The sequence below is a fragment of the Chryseobacterium sp. GM_Chr_2 genome (assembly GCF_026540445.1).
Classification (GTDB): domain Bacteria; phylum Bacteroidota; class Bacteroidia; order Flavobacteriales; family Weeksellaceae; genus Chryseobacterium.
Map to the genome: position 1 here is coordinate 340,678 of NZ_JALNUD010000001.1, position 22,276 is coordinate 362,953.

18 protein-coding genes are annotated in these 22,276 nt (G+C 34.9%); 12 read left to right on the forward strand and 6 right to left on the reverse strand.

Going from position 1 to position 22,276, the window contains the following annotated elements; translation table 11 throughout:
• Positions 1 to 19: 19 nt before the first annotated feature.
• Positions 20 to 1,498, reverse strand: a complete 1,479-nt coding sequence (locus OXQ85_RS01685; protein WP_267401956.1) for a trehalase family glycosidase — start codon at positions 1,496 to 1,498, stop codon at positions 20 to 22.
• Positions 1,499 to 1,514: 16 nt separating this feature from the next.
• Positions 1,515 to 2,744 (reverse strand): MFS transporter, encoded by a 1,230-nt coding sequence (locus OXQ85_RS01690; protein WP_267401957.1) that lies wholly within the window; start codon positions 2,742 to 2,744, stop codon positions 1,515 to 1,517.
• Between the two features lie 123 nt (positions 2,745 to 2,867).
• On the opposite strand from OXQ85_RS01690, the gene OXQ85_RS01695 reads away from it, so the two are divergent.
• Positions 2,868 to 3,773, forward strand: a complete 906-nt coding sequence (locus OXQ85_RS01695; protein ID WP_267401958.1) for an AraC family transcriptional regulator — start codon at positions 2,868 to 2,870, stop codon at positions 3,771 to 3,773.
• A 230-nt stretch (positions 3,774 to 4,003) separates the two neighbouring features.
• On the opposite strand, the gene OXQ85_RS01700 is transcribed toward OXQ85_RS01695, so the two are convergent.
• A complete protein-coding gene (locus OXQ85_RS01700; protein ID WP_267401959.1) occupies positions 4,004 to 4,558 on the reverse strand; it encodes a thioredoxin family protein in 555 nt (184 codons plus the stop codon).
• Between the two features lie 273 nt (positions 4,559 to 4,831).
• Between OXQ85_RS01700 and OXQ85_RS01705 the strand changes: the two genes are divergently transcribed.
• From OXQ85_RS01705 to OXQ85_RS01720, 4 genes are all read left to right on the forward strand, one after another.
• Positions 4,832 to 5,455: a TetR/AcrR family transcriptional regulator gene (locus OXQ85_RS01705; protein WP_267401960.1), complete on the forward strand. Its 624-nt coding sequence runs from the start codon at positions 4,832 to 4,834 to the stop codon at positions 5,453 to 5,455.
• A 366-nt stretch (positions 5,456 to 5,821) separates the two neighbouring features.
• The gene (locus OXQ85_RS01710) at positions 5,822 to 6,982 is read left to right on the forward strand and encodes an efflux RND transporter periplasmic adaptor subunit (protein WP_267401961.1); all 1,161 of its coding nucleotides are present in this window, start codon (positions 5,822 to 5,824) and stop codon (positions 6,980 to 6,982) included.
• Positions 6,983 to 7,112: 130 nt separating this feature from the next.
• Positions 7,113 to 10,295 (forward strand): efflux RND transporter permease subunit, encoded by a 3,183-nt coding sequence (locus OXQ85_RS01715; RefSeq protein WP_267401962.1) that lies wholly within the window; start codon positions 7,113 to 7,115, stop codon positions 10,293 to 10,295.
• A gap of 289 nt (positions 10,296 to 10,584) precedes the next feature.
• Positions 10,585 to 11,997: an efflux transporter outer membrane subunit gene (locus OXQ85_RS01720; protein ID WP_267401963.1), complete on the forward strand. Its 1,413-nt coding sequence runs from the start codon at positions 10,585 to 10,587 to the stop codon at positions 11,995 to 11,997.
• Between the two features lie 432 nt (positions 11,998 to 12,429).
• Here the strand turns inward: OXQ85_RS01720 and miaA are convergent, their stop codons facing one another.
• Positions 12,430 to 13,335: a tRNA (adenosine(37)-N6)-dimethylallyltransferase MiaA gene (gene miaA / locus OXQ85_RS01725; protein WP_267401964.1), complete on the reverse strand. Its 906-nt coding sequence runs from the start codon at positions 13,333 to 13,335 to the stop codon at positions 12,430 to 12,432.
• A gap of 294 nt (positions 13,336 to 13,629) precedes the next feature.
• Here miaA and OXQ85_RS01730 point away from each other — a divergent pair, with 294 nt between their 5' ends.
• From OXQ85_RS01730 to nadA, 3 genes are all read left to right on the forward strand, one after another.
• Positions 13,630 to 14,487 (forward strand): DUF1732 domain-containing protein, encoded by an 858-nt coding sequence (locus OXQ85_RS01730; protein WP_267401965.1) that lies wholly within the window; start codon positions 13,630 to 13,632, stop codon positions 14,485 to 14,487.
• Between the two features lie 71 nt (positions 14,488 to 14,558).
• Positions 14,559 to 15,122 carry a guanylate kinase gene (gmk, locus tag OXQ85_RS01735; RefSeq protein ID WP_267401966.1) on the forward strand — a complete coding sequence of 188 codons (564 nt, stop codon included), beginning with the start codon at positions 14,559 to 14,561 and terminating at the stop codon, positions 15,120 to 15,122.
• A gap of 111 nt (positions 15,123 to 15,233) precedes the next feature.
• Entirely contained in the window at positions 15,234 to 16,253 is a 1,020-nt protein-coding gene (gene nadA, locus OXQ85_RS01740) for a quinolinate synthase NadA (RefSeq protein ID WP_267401967.1), read from the forward strand.
• Positions 16,254 to 16,294: 41 nt separating this feature from the next.
• Here the strand turns inward: nadA and OXQ85_RS01745 are convergent, their stop codons facing one another.
• Entirely contained in the window at positions 16,295 to 16,465 is a 171-nt protein-coding gene (locus tag OXQ85_RS01745) for a hypothetical protein (protein WP_267401968.1), read from the reverse strand.
• A gap of 17 nt (positions 16,466 to 16,482) precedes the next feature.
• The gene (locus tag OXQ85_RS01750) at positions 16,483 to 16,695 is read right to left on the reverse strand and encodes a hypothetical protein (protein WP_267401969.1); all 213 of its coding nucleotides are present in this window, start codon (positions 16,693 to 16,695) and stop codon (positions 16,483 to 16,485) included.
• A 321-nt stretch (positions 16,696 to 17,016) separates the two neighbouring features.
• Between OXQ85_RS01750 and thrA the strand changes: the two genes are divergently transcribed.
• The 4 genes from thrA to folB all read left to right on the forward strand — a co-directional run bounded on the left by thrA (position 17,017) and on the right by folB (position 22,269).
• Positions 17,017 to 19,467 (forward strand): bifunctional aspartate kinase/homoserine dehydrogenase I, encoded by a 2,451-nt coding sequence (gene thrA, locus OXQ85_RS01755; RefSeq protein WP_267401970.1) that lies wholly within the window; start codon positions 17,017 to 17,019, stop codon positions 19,465 to 19,467.
• Between the two features lie 10 nt (positions 19,468 to 19,477).
• Positions 19,478 to 20,401: a homoserine kinase gene (locus tag OXQ85_RS01760; protein WP_267401971.1), complete on the forward strand. Its 924-nt coding sequence runs from the start codon at positions 19,478 to 19,480 to the stop codon at positions 20,399 to 20,401.
• A gap of 188 nt (positions 20,402 to 20,589) precedes the next feature.
• Positions 20,590 to 21,894 (forward strand): threonine synthase, encoded by a 1,305-nt coding sequence (gene thrC / locus OXQ85_RS01765; protein ID WP_267401972.1) that lies wholly within the window; start codon positions 20,590 to 20,592, stop codon positions 21,892 to 21,894.
• 6 nt (positions 21,895 to 21,900) lie between these two features.
• Positions 21,901 to 22,269: a dihydroneopterin aldolase gene (gene folB / locus OXQ85_RS01770; protein ID WP_267401973.1), complete on the forward strand. Its 369-nt coding sequence runs from the start codon at positions 21,901 to 21,903 to the stop codon at positions 22,267 to 22,269.
• Positions 22,270 to 22,276 lie beyond the last annotated feature (7 nt).

Genomic DNA, 22,276 nt, shown 5'->3' on the forward strand with positions numbered 1-22,276 from the left:
AATTTTTTTAGTTTAAAATTTAGTTTTCTTTTAACTTAAGATAAACTCCATTCGTCCAGCCGAAACCGTCCTGATTTGGATATTCTCCACCACCTGCAACCGTTTCAATATCCAATGCATTGTATTTTTCCATGAGTTTTCCTGTGTTTTGGTAAACCCTTTCTACATTTGCACACCAGTTAGTTTTAATTTTTTCCGCCAAATCATCAAAGCCATACTTCTTCATTGCTTTAAAACCCAGCCATTGATAAGGCGCCCAGGCATTCGGAAGATCCCATTGTTGACCCGTTTTTTTGGTTGTCGTTACCAATCCGCCCTGATATAAAAATTTTTCTGAAATAATTTCAGCAACAGACTTCGCCTGTTCTTCACTCGCCAATCCAAGGAATAAAGGATAAAGAGCAGCAATATGTTCAGACGAGGTTGTTGTGTGTTTTTTTATGTGATAATCTTTGTATGTTCCGGAATTTTCATCCCAGAAATATTTGTCGATCATCTGTCTTCGGTCTGCTGCTCTTTCTGAATAATAATTTTCTTTCTCCATAAGATGTTGAAGTGATGAAGATTTCGCCAATGTTTTTTCAAGATGCCACAAAAGGCAGTTAAGATCAATTTCAGCTAAATTCAATGTTTCAATGGTCTGTATATTTTCACCGTCTGCAAACCATCTGCTGGAAAAATCCCAACCCGATTCGCATCCGCTTCGGATGTTTCTGTAAAATTCTTCACCCGCATTTTCCGAATCTTCAATATCAATTAAATAACTTTCAGGGCGCGGTTCGTTTTCCGCATCGTAATATCTGTTTAGCAGATCTCCATTAATAGTTTTCAACACCCTTTCTGAGCTTTCTTCATTTTCAAGCTTATCAAAGCCTTTCATCCAAAAAGCATGTTCTTTTTCTAAAGTATCGTGATATTTGATATAAATATTTTCGTCCTTCGTGGTTTCCAAAAGCAGATCCAACATCAACGAAAAATACGGAGGCTGAGAACGGCTTAAGAAATGCGTTCGGCTCGCATTCGGTACAAATCCAACGGTTTGAATTAAATAAGAACAGTTTTCAACAATATTCTCCATCATTTCAACTCTTCCTGAAACTTGTAAACCCAACATAATATAATAGCTGTCCCAGTAAAAGAATTCATTAAAACGCCCTCCCGGAACGATGTACGGTTTCGGAAGTTTCAGCAATGTTCCTTTTTCTTCATAAGCGGTCCTAGTCAACTCATCCCAAAGTTTTTCAATATGTTCTTCAATCGGCAATTGTTTTTCTCTGTGAATCGAAACTTTCGCCCCTAAAAAGTCGAAATTTGACAGTACAAATTCTTTCAAATCAAAATTTTCTGACTTTTTTTCTGTTTCATATTTCGCATTGATTTCGGAAATAGGAAACAACGGAACTGCATCGGTCATCATCTTCTGATCTTCAAAAATTTTTAATCTTTGAACGTCATCAAAAAGAGTCTGAATTTCGTTGATGTATAATTGTTTATTCATTTTTATTTTTTAGGATTTATTTTTTAGGATTTATTTTTAATTTATTCATGAAAATTGCTGAAATAATCAACAGCGAAAGCGGAATTAATGAAAGGTAAAACGCCTGTTGACCACTGAATTCCTGAAACACAAAACCTGTAATTATCGATCCAATTGTTCCTCCGATTGCAGAGAAAACCACAATTAAACCAGACATGGCACTGTGTAAATATTTTGGAATCGATGCTAAAATCACCGAATTGATACTTGGATAAATTGGCGCCAATAAACCTCCCATCAACGGAAATAAATAGACAACCAACGGAGCATTCAGCCAAGTTGTTCCCGCGTCAATATGAATGTTGTGAGTTAAGGGAAGAACTAATAAAATACTTATCGCAAAACCAACCACACAAAAAGAAACTACGTAAATCCAGCTGAATTTTTTCGAGAAAAAGCCCGATAAAAATCTTCCCAATGCAAAAGCACCTGCCAAAACTGCTCCCGCCTGAATACTCATTGAAGTCGGAACTTTTAAAATTTCTTTATAAAAAGTTGGCGTCCATGTTTGGAAACTTTGTTCAACCAAAACGAAAAGGAATGCACATAATAAAAAGAACAAGACTTTTTTATAACTGAATAAACTTACACTGTTTTTTAAATCTCCGAGCAAATCTGTTTTCTCACTTTTTGCTTCGTGCTCGTCCAATTTTGTGAAGAATAAAAACAAAAAAGACAGTGTAGAAATTCCTCCTAAAACCCAGTATACATTCAGCCAATGGGTTGATCTTGGGTTATGATCATCTATGAATAAGCTGAATAAAACATTTCCCATTAATACGCCGATCATAAAAAAACCTTCCAGATAACCCATAAAACTTGAATGTTCTTTATCTGTATTCGTTACCAATCCGATAGAGGTAAAAACCGAAATTTTAATTAAAGCAAAAGAAATCCCAACAATAGTAAACAGTAGCTTGAAAAACCAAAAATTATTTGCAAACGGCATTACAAAGCACATACCGCTTACCAAAAGCAGTGCAATCAACATCGAGTTTTTAATGCCGATCTTCGGTAAAAACGATGCCAGAATGAATGAACAGATTGCAATCGGCAAATCTTTAAAACCTTCCAACACACTTGCTGAAGACTTTGAGATTCCGAAGTTTTGCTGCATCTGTAAAATTACCGTTCCTACAGAATTCAAAAGAATCGCAAAAACGAAATAATTTAAAAATAAAACGGCCTTAATATTGAAATTTTTCATTCATATAATTTCTTGGTGACTAAGATAAAGGCATTTCGCTTAACGTTAATTTAACATCATAAACCAATATTTGAACTATATTAATATAATTATTATTTTAGGCAACAAAATATGATTAACTAAATGAAAGTTACTTTTGAGAGAGTCATCCCCGATGAAAAGAGCTCTTTTCGACTTATCCACAACAATTCACCTATTTCAGAATTCAAATGGGAATATCATTATCATCCCGAAATTGAATTGGTATGTGTGCTTTCTGGGAGCGGAACGCGACATGTCGGCTATCATAAAAGTAATTATACGAACGGAGATTTAGTATTGATCGGTTCAAATATTCCGCATTCCGGATTTGGGTTGAATTCTATTGATCCTCATGAAGAAATTGTACTTCAGTTTAAAGAAGAAATTTTGCAGTTCCCGCACCAGGAAGTGGAAGCAATCTCAATCAAAAATTTATTGGAGCTTTCAAAATTCGGGATTCATTTTCACCAGAATATCCATAAAATGATGATGCCAAAATTAAAACTCATGCTGGAATCGGAAGGATACAAAAGATATTTGCTTTTATTGGAAATCCTCTTTGAACTTTCAAAGTGTGAAGATTATGAGCTTTTAAATAAAGAAATTATGCCTTACACCATTATTTCAAAAAATAAAACGCGGCTGGAAAATATTTTCACCTATGTGGAAAACAATTATGACAAAGAAATCAATATTGACGAGGTGGCAAAGCTCGCCAATCTTACGTTGCCTGCTTTCTGTAATTTTTTCAAAAAGGCAACCCAGATTACGTTTACCGAATTTGTGAACAGATATCGCATCAATAAAGCGTGTTTGCTGATGGCTCAGGATAAAACGATCTCCGAATGCAGTTATAGTTGTGGCTTTAATAATGTGACGTATTTCAATAGAATGTTTAAAAAATATACCGAAAAAACACCTTCAGAATTTATTAAGAATTTCTCACACAAAAAAGTAAATGTGGATTTGAGTCTTGAAAATGAAGTGAAGATTAACGTTGGTTTTTAGGATGGAAGCGTGATGTGGGAAGATCGAAGTTCACAACAGCTATTCAATTGATATTTTCAAAAAACAAATTGTGGATAACTCTGTGGATAAAATTATGGATAACTTTTTTTATTAAATTTAAAAAGCATATTTTCAACACATTACAAAACAAAAAAGCTGCTCAAAAGAACAGCTTTATATATTTGAATTGCAAAGCTATCAACCGAAAACCCGCAACAATCATTCAGAGATTATTTCCACTTAATATTACAACCCATGCTCGGTCTCTGGATTTCTTCTTGCGGTTCGCCCAACAAAAGGTTTTCAAAAGCAATAATCAAATCTTCACCCGTTACATCTTTGTGATTTCCAGGTCTAGAATCATCCATTTGCCCTCTGTAGATAAGGTCTAATTTTTCATCAAAGAAAAAGAAATCCGGTGTGCAAGCCGCATCATACGCTTTGGCAATTGCCTGGCTTTCGTCATATAAATAAGGAAAATCAAACTTTCTTTCAATTTGAAATTCGATCATTTTTTCCGGAGCATCATCTGGATATTTTTCTACGTTATTGGAGTTGATTGCAATAAATTCAATCCCTCTTTCATTATAATCTTCATATAATTCATTCAACTTATCAATCACATGAAGAACAAACGGACAGTGGTTACACATGAAGATCACCAACGTTCCTTTTTCTCCTTTCAGATCATCCAATGACTGAATTTCATTTGTTTTTGAAGGGTTCGGAAGCTCAAAAAATGGTGCTTTTAAACCCAACTCAATCATATTTGAGGGAGTATTCATAACTTTTTTTATTTGTGCACAAAGATAGAGATTTTCTTTATTATATAAGTAAAGAAGCGGTGGACATGAAGATGGAAGTTTAAAAATAATAATCCATTGAATTGGACTATAAGCTATATTAATTTTTACAATAATTTAAAAAATTACTATTCAGAACGTGCTTCCAGCCCCATTCTTCAAGTGTCCAGCCAAATTATAAGAGACCTTCAAAACGTATCTTTAAAAATTAAAGTCAAAAATTTGTTTGGAAGTTATGTTCAAAAGTTTGTAGTTTTGCTAACACTGTTAGAAAAAAATATCATGGGCTTACATGAACGTCGTCAAAGAGAAAAAGAATCTATACGTGCCAATATTTTGGACGCGGCTTTTTCTTTGGCTAAAACAGAGGGGTGGGCTTCACTTTCGATCAGAAAAATTGCTGATGCGATTGAGTATAGCGCGCCTGTAGTGTATGATTATTTTGAAAACAAAGAAGCTATTTTATTTGAAATATCATTAAATGGCTTCCATTGTTTGCACATCGAATTATTAAAAGCACAGAAAAAACATGACACTCCTGAAGAGCAATTGGTAGCGATTGTGGATGCATACTGGAAATTTGCTTTTATGAATAAGGAGTATTATCAGCTGATGTTCGGGCTGGGAATGCAATGCAGCGGAAAAGGATTGATGAAAGAAGAATTTTCGTCGTTTCAGGATATGCTGTATGACTGCACCTATGAGATCATTAAGAAAAAAGGTTCAAACCCTGATAATGCCTGTCACTCCTCTCACGCGCTGTTTTCGGCGGTGCATGGTTTGATTTCCATTATGATGATGCGTAATGACGACATACCTTCTACGATGAATAAAACGACTTTAGATGAAACAGTTTCTGCTTTCATTAAGTCTTTATAAATTTTTTTTGAACTAAAAATTAACACCGTTAGGAAAAGTAACATGGAATAATTAACGTTATCCAATTTTTTTTATAATTAATAATAACAACTTTACAATGAAAACTGATTTCATAACAATAATTCTGGCTATTTTTTTTCCTTATCATTAACAGCGTTAGGAAAAATAACATACGTACACCTCATCTTTATATACTTAAACCAACATTAAAAACAATTTCGATTATGGAAACATCTACCTGATCAAGATTAATAATTCTGTAATTTTTTTTAAACTTTAAATTAACACCGTTAGGAAAAATAACAGAATATTAATTAAAAACAATATTATTTAATCTAACACTTCATTAAAAAATTTAAACTAAAAATGAAAATACCTGGAAAAATAAGGTTCATCGTACTTATATCAAGTATTATCCTTTTACAAAACTGCACAAAGGCTGCTGAAGGATCTAACACTCCTCCTCCGGCTCCTGAACTGCCTGTTTATACTATCATCACGTCTCCGGCAACCACCTATCAAGAATTTCCGACTGCTTTGGAAGGAAAAAACAATGTGGAAATAAGATCGCAGGTAGACGGTTACCTAGACAAAATCTATGTGGAAGAAGGCGCTTATGTAAGAGCCGGACAGCCTTTATTTAAAATAGATTCAAGAACTTACGGCGAACAGATGAATATGGCAAGTGCCAATTTACAGGCCGCAAATGCCAACATTCAAAAAGCTAAAGTTGAGGTCGACAGATTAGAACCTCTTGTTGCTGCAAAAGTAGTTTCTGACGTACAACTGAGAACAGCAAAAGCCAACTATGCAGCCGCAGTGGCAGCCGCTTCACAAGCAAAAGCATCAGTTGGAAGCGCTAAAATCAACGTTGGATTTACCACCATTACAGCTCCTGTAAGTGGATATATCGGAAGAATTCCTTATAAAAAAGGAAGTTTGATTTCAAGAACAGATGTAAATCCATTGACTTTATTATCAGACATCAGCGAGATTTATGCGTACTTCTCTTTAAGCGAATTGGATTTTATTGCTTTTCAAAATAAATATCCAGGAGCGACTCTAAATGAAAAGCTGAAAAATATGCCAATGGTAGATTTGGTGATCGCTGACAACAGCATTTATCCTGAAAAAGGTAAAATGAGCATTGTAGACGGACAGTTTGATAAAACAACAGGAGCCATCAGTGTTCGTGCCGTATTTCCAAATGCAAACGGAACGCTGCGAACAGGAAATACAGGACGTGTTCGTATGCCTCAATTAATGTCTAATGCAGTGGTTATTCCACAGGAATCAACGTTTGAAATTCAGGATAAAACATACGTTTACGTGGTTGGAAAAGATCAGAAAGTAGCCAGCAAACCGATAAAAATTTCAGGAAAAACAGAAAACTATTACTTTATTTCTGAAGGGGTTTCTGCAGGTGACAAAATCGTTTACACGGGATTGGGCAGCTTAAAAGATGGTGTTTCTATCAAGCCGAAAGCTATTTCTTCTGACAGCTTGCTGAAAGCAAAACCGTTGTAAAACAGCTTTTTGCTTCTGGCTTTTTGCTTTTTGCGTTTAATGCAATATTTAAAAATCATGAATTCAGAAGCATCTTTTTAGCCAATGGCCAAAAGCTAATCGCTATAAGCAACTTAAAATTAAACTTCTTATGTTAAAACAATTTATAGAAAGACCGGTACTTTCAACGGTCATCTCCATAATACTTTTATTATTGGGGGCGCTGTCCCTCTTTAATTTGCCCATCGCCCTCTTTCCGGATATTGCGCCGCCAAGTGTTCAGGTAACAGCATTCTATCCGGGAGCGAATGCGGAAGTGGTAGCCCGCTCGGTAGCTACCCCGATTGAGGAAGCCGTGAATGGAGTAGAAAACATGACGTACATGACTTCCAACTCAAGTAACGACGGAACCATGACCTTAAGCGTTTTCTTCAAACAAGGTGCTGATGCAGATAATGCAGCCGTGAACGTTCAGAACCGTGTATCCAAAGCCATGAGCCAGCTTCCGCAAGAGGTTGTGCAGGCGGGAATTTCAACACAGAAAGTTCAGAACAGTATGATTATGTTCATGGGATTAACAAGTGATGACCCGAAACAATATGACGAACTTTTCCTTCAGAATTATTTGAAGATTAACGTAATTCCACAAATTCAGCGTATTCCGGGGGTTGCTCAGGCACAGGTTTTCGGAACGAGAGATTATTCCATGAGACTTTGGCTGAAACCAGACCGATTAGCAGCCAACGGACTTTCTCCACAGGAAGTTTTGAATGCCGTAAAAGATCATAACTTGGAAGCAGCACCTGGTCGTTTGGGACAAGGAAGCAAGGAAACTTACGAATATATCTTAAAATATAAAGGTAAATTAAACAAAAACGAAGACTACGAAAATATTGCCATCAAAGCGAACAGTGACGGTTCTTTCCTAAGACTGAAAGATGTTGCAAGAGTAGAATTCGGTTCTTATACTTATACTGCCGCTAACAGAGTTGATGGAAAACCGGTTGCCGGATTTGCCATCCTTCAAACAGCAGGATCGAACGCGAATGAGATCTTAACAGAGATTGAAAAACAGGTTGATCAGATGAAAACAACCCTTCCAAAAGGAGTTGAACCGATCATTATGTATAATTCTAAGGATTTCTTGGATGCTTCAATCCATCAGGTTGTTGAAACATTAGTGATTGCGTTTATCCTGGTATTTATTGTAGTATATATTTTCCTTCAGGATTTCAGATCTACATTAATTCCAGCGATTGCGGTTCCGGTGGCTATTGTGGGAACTTTCTTCTTCCTTCAACTGTTTGGATTCAGTATTAATATGCTGACATTGTTTGCATTGGTACTCGCCATCGGTATTGTGGTAGATGATGCAATTGTGGTGGTAGAAGCTGTTCACTCCAAAATGGAAAGAACAGGAATGCCTGTAGAACATGCAACAATGAGTTCCATGAGTGAAATCTCAGGAGCGATTATTTCCATTACATTGGTGATGTGTGCCGTATTTATTCCGGTTGGCTTTATGCAAGGTCCTGCGGGAGTTTTCTACAGACAGTTTGCCTTTACATTGGCGATTGCGATTATGATTTCTGCGGTTAACGCATTAACATTAAGTCCGGCTTTATGTGCAATGTTTCTTAATGATCCTCAGGGAGAACACGGTGAGCATGGTAAAAAAACAGGGTTTGGCGCAAGATTTTTCAATGCTTTCAATGCCAGTTTTGATAACATGACAAGAAAATACATCTACAGCCTTAAATTTTTAATTAAAAATAAATGGGTAGCCATCGGAGGTCTAGCTCTTCTGATTGCCGGAAGTGTTTTCTTAATCAACAAAGCACCTTCAGGGTTTATTCCGACGGAAGATCAGGGATTCGTTTTATATGCGGTCAATACTCCTCCGGGAAGTTCATTAGACAGAACAAACAAAGCAACAGAGCAAATCGACAAGATCATTAACGGCGAAAAAGCTAAAAATCACCTTTGGGTAGCCGATGGGATGAACTTCATCAGCAACTCCAATGCTTCTCCTTATGCTGCCGGTTTTATTAAACTGAAAGATTATGACCAACGCGGCGAGATGAAAGATCCCGACCAGATTGCAGCTTCATTAACCGGAAAAGTCGCGCAGGTAAAAGATGCCAACGCGTTCTTCTTCAACTTCCCTACAGTTCAGGGATTTGGTAACGTTTCTGGGTTTGAATTTATGCTTCAGGATAAAACCAACGGTACTTTTGAACAATTGGGAACAACCACTCAGGCCTTCATCGGAGAATTGATGAAACGCCCGGAAATTGCATTTGCATTTACAACGTATGCCGCTGGAAACCCTCAGTTTACGATTGATGTAGATTCAGATAAAGCGAATCAGTTAGGCGTTTCTATTACTGAATTGATGCAAACGATGCAGATTTATTACGGAAGTAGCTTCGTTTCAGATTTCAACAGATTCGGGAAATATTACAGAGTAATGGCTCAGGCGGATATTCCTTATCGTACGGATGCGAATTCTTTGGAAGGAATTTATGTTAAAAATAAATCAGGCGAAATGGTTCCTGTAAAAACATTGGTAACATTGAAAAGAACGTTCGGACCTGAAACGGTAACAAGAAATAACCTCTTCAACGCGGTTACGATCAACGGAACACCGAAACCTGGCTACAGTACCGGAGATGCGATTAAAGCGGTTGAAGAAACTGCACAAAAATCACTTCCAAGAGGTTTTGGATATGAATGGACAGGAATTACCCGTGAGGAAATCAAAACTAGTGGACAAACCACTTTCATTTTTGCATTAAGCATTTTGTTTGTTTACTTCTTATTGGCAGCCCAATATGAAAGTTATATCCTTCCGTTTGCAGTTATTCTTACTATTCCAACAGGGATTTTCGGAGTATTTGCTTTCACAGGATTAGCAGGAATTGATAATAACATTTACGTTCAGGTTGGTTTGATCATGCTCGTCGGATTATTAGCCAAGAATGCGATTCTTATTGTGGAATTTGCCGTTCAGCGAAGAAATGCAGGAAGAAGTTTACTTGAAGCAGCACTTCAGGCGTCAAGATTACGTTTAAGACCAATTCTGATGACTTCATTTGCCTTCATCGTGGGTATGTTACCATTAGTTTGGTCACAAGGAGCGGCTGCAAAAGGGAACCACTCAATTGGAATCAGTACTGTTGGAGGAATGTTTACCGGAGTGGTATTCGGAGTATTCATTATTCCTGTAATGTTTGTGATCTTCCAGTATTTACATGAAAAAATGCCGAGCAGAAAAAAGAAAAGACTTCAAAGACAAAAATTGGAGGAAGATCTTTTAACTCCGGCTCACTAATATAATGATTGACAAAACTTTGAGAATTTTTAAATACATTTTGAACCATTACGATTTTAATTAAGAAGTTTAGAATATTAAGCTATACTTCGTTTATTAAAAAATCAATTTTATTTTTCTTAATTAAACTCAACTTCTTACATGTTTTTAATGGTTCAAATTTAAAAATAGAGAAGAAACTATTCAAACTAATATCATAAAAAGCAAAGCATTTTCTCCTACTAAAGACTTCTTTGCAACTATAACTTCTCAAAGTTTTTGTCATCAATTAAAAAATAAATATCGACTTATGAAAAAAGTAATAAATATCATCTTCGCTTTTGGACTGGCTCTGGGTTCGGTTTCCTGCGTGTCGAAACTGGCATACAAGGAGCCTGAGCTGGAGCTTCCGGAAACGTTTCAATATACCGCAACGGCCGATACAGCAAGCGTTGCGAACTTACAATGGAAAGAATTTTTCAGCGACCCGATGTTGCAAAATTTAATCGAAAAAGGAATTAAAAACAATTACGATTTACAGATTGCTTTAAAACAGGTGGCTTCTTCACAGGAAAAATTAAAACAGGCAAAATATCTTCAATATCCTGATGTTGGTTTTGGCGTTTCAGCGCAGATTTCAAAACCTTCAAAAAACAGCATGAATGGGCAAAGCTTAAACTTATTTTTAGGTCAAAGCCATGTTGAAGATTATAATGCGGCCTTCAACTTATCTTGGGAAGCCGATATTTGGGGAAAAATCAAGAATCAACAGGAAGTTTCTAAAATGCAGTATCTGCAAACTTACGAAGCGACAAAAGCGATTCAGACCCAAGTAGTTGCGGCAATTGCTCAGGGATATTATAATTTATTGATGCTTGACAAGCAATTGCAGATTGCAAAATCAAATTTAGAATTAAGTACCAACACCCTTTCTTTGACAGAAAAATTATGGAAAAGTGGTGATACAACATCTTTGGGTGTTCAGCAGGCAACTTCTCAAAAACAATCCACAGAACTCTTGATTACGCAGTTGGAGCAAAATATCGCGATTCAGGAAAATGCTTTAAGTATTTTGATTGGTGAAAATCCGAACAAAATCACAAGAACCATTGAAATGGCTGATACGTCTTTGCCACAGGATATCTCTGCGGGGCTTCCTGCAGCGATGGTAAGCCGTCGTCCGGATGTTCGTCAACAGGAATTGGTATTATTAGAATCAAATTCAATGGTGGGAATTGCTCAGGCAAATATGTATCCTTCATTGAAAATTACTGCAAACGGAGGAGTGAATTCATTTAAAGTGGACAATTGGTTTTCAATTCCGGCATCATTGTTCGGTTCTGTTTTAGGTGGAATTACTCAACCTATTTTTCAGAAAAGACAATTAAAAACAGATTTAAATGTTGCTAAAATCCAGAGAGAGAAAAATGTATTGGCGTTTCGTCAATCTGTTTTAAATGCGGTAGGTGAAGTTTCTGATGCTTTGGTTTCTAATGAAAGCTTAAAAGTTCAGGAACAAAAAGCAATCGAACAGGTGGCAACGTTAAAAGATGGAATTAAAAGTGCCGAAATGCTTTACAAAGGCGGAATGGCAAACTATTTAGAAGTAATAACAGCTCAGGGAAATTCTCTACAGGCAGAGCTTAATTTAGCGTCCGTAAAAAGACAGAGATTAAGCAGTATTGTAGACTTGTACCGAGCGTTAGGAGGCGGTTGGAAGTAGTAAATTTAATTATATTGTTAATGAATGCGGTCTTTCGGGATCGCATTTTTTATTGTTTTTGAATTATGTTTTTAGATTAAATAATTATGCGTTCTGTCATTCTGAATGGAACGAAGTGAAGTGAAGAATCTAAAATTGTTAACGGAGATTCTTCCTTCGTCAGAATGACAATCCGTAAAATTTTTGAAACATTAAGAGCATTTAAGGAGTTAAGTTTTAATTAAGAAAAATCAAATAGATTTTAATAAGCATTATTATACTAAAAGCAAAGCTCCTCTTAAATATTCTAAACTTCTCAATAAAAATCTTAATGGTTAAAAAATTTCAGCAAAGTTCAACATTATACAATTTTATCGAAGATAAAATCCTTGCGCCTTAAAACGTGACAAAATATTAAAAATCTTTGCGCCTTTGCATTTTTCCAACAAGAAACTATTTCAAAATTTGTTCATTAATATACCCAATCAACCCATCAAAATCCTCCTGCGAATATCCCAATTGCAAATAATGAATATCATCCGCTTTTCGATACCAGGTCAGTTGACGTTTTGCATATCTTCGGCTGTTTTTCTTAATTTCAGAAACGGCAAAATCCAAATCCCATTCGCCATCAAAATATTTGAATAATTCTGAATAACCAACCGTTTTCAAAGCCGTTAAATCTTTAAATTCTTCCAAACTTTTCGCCTCTTCCAATAGACCTTTCTCCATCATCATATCCACTCTCCTATTGATTCTGTCGTACAATTCTTCTCTTGGCGCTTCAATTCCTATTCGAATAGTTTTAAAATCTCTTGAATCTTGTGAAACAGCTATTAATTCAGAATATTTTTTATTCGTTTGCCAGATTACATCAATTGCCCGCAAAAGCCTTCTGTGGTTATGAAAATCAACTACCGCAAAATATTCGGGGTCGAGTTCTTTCAGAATTTCCTGAAGTTTATCAATTCCTTCATTTTCGAGAATTTCATGTAATTTTTTCTGATTATTTTCATCGGCTTCCGGTAAATCGTTCAAACCTTCAATCACGGCTTTTTCATACATCATACTTCCCCCAACCAAAATAACGGTATCATGATTTTCAAAAAGTTCGTTGAGTTTTTTCAAAGCATCTTCCTCATACTGCCCGATCGAATAATATTCCTGAACTGAAAGATTTCCGATAAAATGATGAGGTGCTTCCGCTAATTCCTCTACTGAAGGTGCCGCCGTCCCGATTTCCATTCCTTTAAAAAACTGTCGAGAGTCACAGGAAATAATTTCCGTATTGAAATGTTTCGCCAAATCAATTGCCAATCTTGTTTTTCCAATTCCGGTCGGTCCTACTACGGAAATCAAAGTTTTCTTTTTCACAGCACAAATCTACGAAAACAAGCTTTTATTATTAACTACAAAATCTATTAATGAAAGTTTCGATGTATCTTAAACCATTAAGAACATTTAAGATGTTAAGTTTAATTAAGAAAAAAATCAAATAAATTTTTATAAGTATTATGCTAAAAGCGAAGCTTATCTTAATATTCTTAACTTCTTAATCAAAATCTTAATGGTTTAAATAAAATAATTTGATAGTATAACGTTAAAGTCACACTATAGACTTAAATGTTTATCTTTGTACGACAATAAAAAACTATGATTTTATCAATGACAGGCTTTGGTAGAGCCGAAGACGTTTTTGAAGGAAAAAAAATTACTATCGATATTAAATCACTGAACAGCAAAAGCTTTGATTTAAATATTAAAATTCCTTTACGTTATAAAGAGAAAGAATTTGAAATCAGAAAAATTCTTAATGATAGACTCATCCGTGGAAAAGTAGACTGCTACATCAATATAGAGAATCTTGAGGAGACGAACGATGTGAAAATCAATAAAGGATTAATTGATTCTTACATGAAAGAACTTCGAAACATCGCTGGAGATGGACCCGATTTCGAATATCTGAAAATGGCGGTAAGACTTCCGGATGCAATCACTTCCAGACCCGATGAATTGGCGGAAGGTGAATGGGAATCGTTGGCGAAAATTGTTCACAATGCAGTTGATCGTTTCGAAGAATTCAGAAAAACGGAAGGAAAAATTCTTCACGAAGAACTGGAAAGAAACATTCAGAATATTGATAAAAATTTAGCGGAAGTCGTTCCTTTTGAAGAAGAAAGAATTACAGCCGTAAAAGAACGTTATCAGAAATCTTTAAAAGAATTTGAAAATGTTGATGAAACTCGTTTTTATCAGGAAATGGCTTATTTCACAGAGAAATTGGATATTTCTGAGGAAAAAGTAAGACTTGCCCAACACTTGAAATATTACAAAGAAGTGATGGACAATGAAGATTTCAACGGGAAAAAACTTGGATTTATTTCTCAGGAAATCGGTCGTGAGATCAATACTTTAGGTTCAAAAGCCAATCATGCACAAATCCAGAAATTGGTAGTGATGATGAAAGATGATTTGGAAAAAATTAAAGAACAGACGTTAAATGTATTATAATTAGTTGATGGGTTTTAGTTGATGGTTGCTTGTTTTAGAACTATCAACTAGAAACTACCAACCACAACCATATGAATAAAGTTATCATATTTTCAGCACCGTCCGGAAGCGGAAAAACGACGTTAGTAAAGCATTCTCTGGAGGTTTTTAATGAATTGCAGTTCTCGATTTCGTGTACCACGAGACAACCGAGAGGAACTGAAGTTCATGCAGTGGATTATCATTTTTTAAGCCCGGATGAATTCAGACAAAAAATATCAGAAGACGCTTTTGTTGAATTTGAAGAGGTTTATACGGATAAATATTACGGTACTTTAAAGTCTGAAGTTGAAAAAATCTGGAATCAAGGGAAAGTAGTGATTTTCGATGTTGATGTAAAAGGCGGAATTTCCCTGAAAAAATATTTTGGTGAAAAAGCATTATCGATTTTCATAGAACCACCTTCCATTGAAGAGTTGGAACGAAGATTGATTTCAAGAAATACAGATGATGCAGAAACCATCAAAACACGCGTAGAAAAGGCAGAAGAAGAAATGTCTTACGCGAAAGAATTTGACAGAATCGTTATTAATAACGATCTGAATATTGCAAAAGAAGAAATAGAAAGTTTAATAAAAAATTTCATTGGGAGTTAAGAGGATGGATGATGGGAGCTGGAAGTTTGAGGTTTAATACATGACGTCAAAATTCTTATTTCTTATTTCTGTGACTTCTAATTTCTAGTGAGCAAAAACATTGAGGTTGATATGAGTACCGAAACATTAGAAAGGGCTAAATCGGCTATTCCGGTTAGGGGATATTTGGATATAAAAGACCTTATCATTCCGGAAGGTGAAGAATTGGTGAAAGCCATTCTCAAGTTGAAAGAAGAAAAAAATGCGGTTATTTTAGCGCATTATTACCAGCCTGGAGAAATTCAGGATATTGCCGATTTCCTTGGAGATTCTCTTCAATTGGCAAGACAGGCAAAAGACACCAATGCTGATATAATCGTATTCTGTGGAGTGCATTTCATGGCTGAAGCAGCGAAAATTCTGAACCCAACTAAAAAAGTAGTTCTTCCTGACACCATGGCAGGATGCTCTTTGGCAGATGGCTGTTCAGGAGAAGGTTTGAGAAAAATGCGTGAGCAGCATCCAAATGCTTTGATCGCAACCTACATCAACTGTAATGCTGAAACAAAAGCTGAAAGTGACATTATTGTAACCAGTTCAAATGCTGAAACAGTGATTGAAGCGCTTCCAAGTGACCGACCGATTATTTTCGCACCGGATAAAAATCTGGGAAGATATTTATCTCAAAAAACAGGTCGTGATATGATTCTTTGGGATGGAAGTTGCATCGTTCACGAAGCATTTTCAATGGAAAGAATTGCACAACAGCTGGCTGATAATCCGGATGCTAAATTAATTGCTCACCCGGAAAGTGAAGAAGCGGTGTTGAAATTAGCACACTTTATCGGTTCTACATCAGCTTTGTTGAATTATGTGGAACAAGACGATTGTCAAAGATTCATCATCGCAACGGAAGAAGGAATTTTGCACGAAATGAAAAAACGTGCGCCTCATAAAGAACTGATTCCAGCTTTGGTTTTTGATGAAAGCTGTAACTGTTCAGAATGTTTCTACATGAAACGTAACACGATGGAAAAATTGTATTTATGTATGAAATACGAACTTCCAGAAATTCTGATCGACGAAGAATTGAGATTAAGAGCATTAAAGCCAATCGAGGCCATGCTTGATCTATCAAAAAGTATAAAATAAACCGAAAAGCACTGTAGAAACAGTGCTTTTTTATTTTAACCTTAAACCAAAGGTGCGTAGCAGGTTCCGCCGGGATTTCGCCAGCATCCCCAAGCTCCACCTCCACGAAAACATACATAAGCTTCACCACCGCAGGCATCTATCTGAACTTGCGTAAAGCCACCTTGGATTTTTGTTTGTTCTTTTCTTGAAAGTTTTTTTAGATTTTTCATAGTAGTTTTTATTTTAGTTAAAAATCAATGGTAATGGGAACAAAACACTCCATATTAACAAGAACACAGTTTCTGCAAAAATCAGGAAGAGCCCAATAGGCATCGCAGGAATATGAATCATTAGGGCCAAAAGCACCTGTTGGACAACCATTACAATGAGATATCGGAGGAACTGCTCCCCCACTAATTTGTTTTAAATGAGTTCTGTTTAATTTTCTGAGTTGTTTCATAGTAATCTGATTTAGTTTATCTTATAAAGATACAATATTTAAATAAATCACACTAAAATGATAAAAATATTTCTTTCTTAAAAAAATTGTCATTTCAAAATAATTTGTACATTTGTTCTGTAACAATGAATTTTTTAAGAAACATATCTAAAATTTCAACTCCGAATTTCTCCATTTCGGAAGGAAATTTTGTTTCTATTATTGCTACAAAAACTACTATTACCCCATAACGGGGTCTATTTTCACATATCATTATACGCTTGCGTACTCTTTTTTCTAAAGAGTAAAAATTTCAATTTTCTATCACTAAAATTTTAAATAATGAAAGTTTTAAAATTTGGCGGAACTTCAGTCGCCAACGCTCAAAATATATTGCTTGTTGAAAATATCATAAAAAAAGAAGCATCTGAAAGCAGAATAATCGTTGTAGTTTCAGCACTTCACGGAGTTACAGATCAACTCATAAAAGCGGCAGAAAGTGCTTCTCAAAAAGATGAAAATTATACTCAGATCATTAAAAATCTTGAAGAAAAACATTTAAATGTTGTTAAAGAATTAATCTCCGTTTTAGAGCAAAGTTCATGGTTAAGTTTCGTAAAAAAACATTTCAATGACATCGAAGACATCTGCAACGGAATTTTTGTACTTGGAGAATTTACTGACAGAATAAAAGATAAAATAACCTCTTATGGAGAATTTCTTTCTTCTAATATCATTGCAGCCAAACTGAAATTTGAAGGTTTAGATGCTCATTGGATGAATTCTTCAGAACAAATTATAACCAACAGTAATTTCACCAATGCAAAAGTAAATTTTGAACGTACCGAGCAAAATTTCAGAAAATATTTAAATGAAAACAAACATCAGATTATTATTGCTCCAGGTTTTATAGCTAGAGATGATCAAGGAAATCCTACAACTTTAGGACGAGGTGGTTCCGATTTTACAGCTTCGATTATCGCTTCTGCCATCAATGCCGATGAACTTCAGATTTGGACAGACGTAAGTGGAATGATGACTTCCGATCCACGATTGGTTTCCAATGCAAAACCCATTGCCGAAATTTCATATTCCGAAGCCATGGAACTTTCGCATTTCGGAGCAAAAGTTTTGTACCCGCCTACCCTTCAACCAGTAATGGTTAAAAATATTGATTTAAAAATTAAAAATACTTTTGAACCAGAAGCATTCGGAACATTAATTTCTCATCAATTAGAAAAGCAAAATTTTGAAAATCAACAGATTGCTGTTGGAATTTCGAATATGAGCAATATCGCTTTACTAACTTTAGAAGGAAGTGGAATGATTGGAATTCCCGGATTTTCGGCAAAATTATTTCAATGTTTAAGCAATGAAAAGGTGAATGTTATTCTCATCACTCAAAGTTCATCAGAACATTCTATCACAGTTGCTATTCATGAAAAAGATGTTTTTAATGCAAAAAATGCTATTGATTTTGTTTTTGAAGATGATTTAAAACTAAAAAGAGTCGAACCCGTAAAAATTGAAAAAAATCTTTCCATTGTTGCCTTGGTTGGAGAAAATATGAAAAGCAGAAGCGGTGTAAGTGCAAAAATGTTCGGTTGTCTGGGAAATAACGGAATTAACATCAGAGCCATTGCGCAAGGTTCTTCGGAGAAAAATATCAGCATTGTGATTTCAGAAAAAGACACAAAAAAAGCAGTGAATGTTTTGCATGAAGATTTTTTTGAATCAGAAATAAAACAGATTCATCTTTATATCTGCGGAACAGGAAATGTGGGAATGAAATTAATTCAGCAAATCTACGATCAGAACGAATATCTTAAAGAAAATCTTTTAATTAATTTAAGAATTACAGGACTTTCTAACAGTCGTAAAATGATTTTCTCAGATAAAGGAATTTCAGAAAATGAATTGGAACATTTTAATAAAAATGGTGAAGATGCTTCTGTGGAAAAGTTTGCTCAGGAAATTATTTCAAGAAACTTAAGAAATTCTGTTTTCGTGGATGTAACCGCCAGTTCAGATATTCCAAATATTTATGAAAAATTGCTAAAAAAGAGTGTAAATATTGTCGCTTGTAACAAAATCGCAGCTTCATCAGATTTTGAAAACTATAAAAATTTAAAAAATATTGCCCGAAATCACAGTTGCAAATTTTTCTTTGAAACAAACGTTGGTGCCGGACTTCCCATCATCGGGACCATTAATGATCTGATGAGAAGTGGTGATAAAATTACGTCTATTCAAGCAGTTTTGAGTGGAACTTTAAATTTTGTTTTTAATAATTACGATAGCAAACAAACCTTTTCGGAAGTTGTTCTTCAGGCACAAAAAGAAGGCTATACAGAACCTGATCCAAGATTGGACTTAACCGGAACAGATGTTGCAAGAAAAATTTTAATTCTCGCGAGAGAAGCAGGTTATTCATTGGAATTTAATGAAATTGAAAATGAAAGTTTTCTTCCTGAAGAATGTATGAAAGGCAGCGTAGAAGATTTTTACAACGCTCTTTTGAAATATGAAAGTCATTTTAAAAATTTACTGGATAATGCCAAAAAGGATGGAAAAATTTTAAAATATGTTGCTGAATTTAATGAAGGAAAAGCTAAAGTCGGTTTACATCATATTGCTCCTGAAAGCGATCTTTATCATCTGTATGGAAAAGACAATATTGTTATTTTTAAAACCTTGCGATATTCTGAACAACCATTGGTAGTAAAAGGAGCCGGTGCCGGTGCAGAAGTTACGGCAAGTGGAGTTTTCGCAGATATTGTTCGGTCAGTTTAAAATTTTAATTATGAAAAAAATAAAATTACAAGTTCCGGCAACCGTCGCCAATTTGGTTTGTGGATTCGATATTTTGGGAATGGCCATTCATGAACCTTATGATGAAATGGAGTTGAGACTATTAGAAACCCCAGAAATTATCATCAAACATACAGACGGTTTCGGATTGCCGGAAGAACCATCACAAAATGTTGCCGGAGTTGTATTAATGAAAATTCAGGAGCATTTAAATTTGAAAAATGGTTTTGAAGTCATTATTAATAAGAAAATAAAACCCGGAAGCGGATTGGGTTCGAGTGCAGCAAGTGCAGCCGGAACAGCAGTTGGGGCTAATGAATTATTAGGCAATATTTTATCTAAAGAAGAATTGGTTTATTTCGCAATGTTTGGAGAAGAATTAGCTTCAGGAGTTAAACATGCGGATAATATTGCGCCCTGCATCTATGGTGGAATAACTTTAGTTAAATCTTCCGATCCTATTAATATTATTCCTTTGAATTCTCCTGATTTATGGGTGACAGCAGTTCATCCGCAGGTTGAGGTAAAAACTTCTGATGCAAGACAGATTTTAAAGAAAACTCTACTGTTAAAGGATGCGATAGAACAATGGGGAAACATTGCCGGATTGGTAGCCGGAATTCAGAAAAATGATTTTGGATTGATTGGCAGAAGTTTAAATGACGTGATTATAGAGCCTGTCCGAAGTATTTTGATTCCGAAATTTAATGAAGTCAAAGAAAAAAGCTTGGAATTGGGAGCATTAGGAGGCGGAATTTCGGGTTCGGGGCCATCTATTTTTATGTTATCTGAAAAAGAAGAAACTGCACAGAATATTGCTAAAATGATGAAATCTGCTTATGATGAAATCAACATTGAAAGCTTTGTGTATGTTTCAAAAATAAATCCGTCAGGAATCAAAGTTATTGAAGATTAATTCTATACTTAATTCATTTAAACATTAAGAAGTTTAGAAATTTACAAACTTAAAAAGAGTTTTTTAAGGAATTTGACTTCGTCAAATAATAAGCATTTCGCTAAAAAACATCAAAGATGTTTCCTTAATTAATCTTAAATCCTTATAAAGTCTTAATGTTAAAAAAATTATTCACAAAATATAACCCAATGAAATACTATAATTTAAAAGATAAAGAAGAAGTTGTTGATTTCAAAACTGCAACTATAAAAGGTCAAGGAAAAGAAAAAGGGCTATTTTTTCCTGAATATATTTCACAATTTGATACAGATTTTATTGAAAATTTAGATCAATATTCCGATGAAGAAATTGCTTTTCGATGTATGAAAGATTTTGTGGGAGACGAAATTCCGCTTGATGTTTTAAAGCAAATCGTTTCAGAAACCATCAACTTTGAAATTCCTTTGAAAAAAATCAATGAAAATATCTATTCTTTAGAACTTTTTCATGGACCGACTTTGGCTTTTAAAGATGTTGGTGCAAGATTCATGAGTCGCTGTCTTTCTTATTTTTTAAAAGATGAAAATAAAAAAGTAACGGTATTGGTTGCCACTTCCGGCGATACAGGAGGTGCGGTTGCTAATGGTTTTTACAATACAGAAAACATTAATGTTATTATTCTTTATCCTAAAAATCGGGTGAGTGAAGTTCAGGAAAAACAATTGACCGCTTTGGGTGAAAATATTTTTGCTTTGGAAGTTGGCGGCAGTTTTGATGATTGTCAAAATTTAGTAAAACAGGCTTTTGCAGATGACGAAATCAATTCAACTTTATTCTTGACTTCGGCGAATTCTATTAATGTGGCAAGATGGCTTCCTCAGCAGATTTATTATTTGTTGGCTTTAAAACAATGGCAGAAATTGGAAAAAGAAAATCCTGTGATTTGTGTTCCAAGTGGGAATTTCGGGAATATTTGTGCAGGAATTTTAGCACATTTCAGAGGACTTCCTGCTGAACATTTTATTGCTGCCTGTAATGAAAATGATATGATTCCTCAGTATTTAAAAACTCAAAAATTAGAACCTAAAGAAACGATTGCTACCCTTTCGAATGCGATGGATGTTGGCAATCCGAGTAATTTTGTGAGAATTCTGGAGCTTTTTGAAAATGAATTTCAAAATTTGCAACATACAATTTCTGGTTATTCTATTAATAATGAGGAAACTTTACACATAATTCGTGAGGTTTATGAAAAAGATAATTATTTATTGGAACCTCACGGAGCCGTTGCTTATGCAGCCTTGGAAAAATATTTAACGGAAAATCCAAATAAAAAAGGATTTATTTTGGAAACCGCGCATCCTGTAAAATTTCCTGATGCCGTAGAAAAAGCGACCAATATTAAAATTGAGTTACCTGAATCATTACAAGATTTAATGAAAAAAGATAAAAAAAGTACAGAAATAGCTCCCGATTTTGAAGAATTAAAACGATTTTTGCTTAATAAAAATTAGAAAAATATGAGCAAGATTTATCTTGAAGACGTAAAAATATATGCTTATCACGGAGTTCTGCCTGAAGAAAATATTATCGGAACCTATTATATTCTGAATGTGGAACTTCACACCGATCTGTGGAAAGCCGCAGAATCTGATGATTTGAATGACACCATCAGCTATGCAGACATCAACGATATTATTCATGATGAAATGAAAATAAAATCTAAATTACTAGAACATGTTGCTGGAAGAATCATTTCTAAAATTCATGAAAAATTTTCGCAGATTGATTATATTAAATTAAAAATAACCAAAACCTCCCCTCCGATGAAAGGAGAAATGAAAGGAGCCAGCGTTGAACTTGAACAAAGTTTTAAGCCTGAAAATTAAAATTATT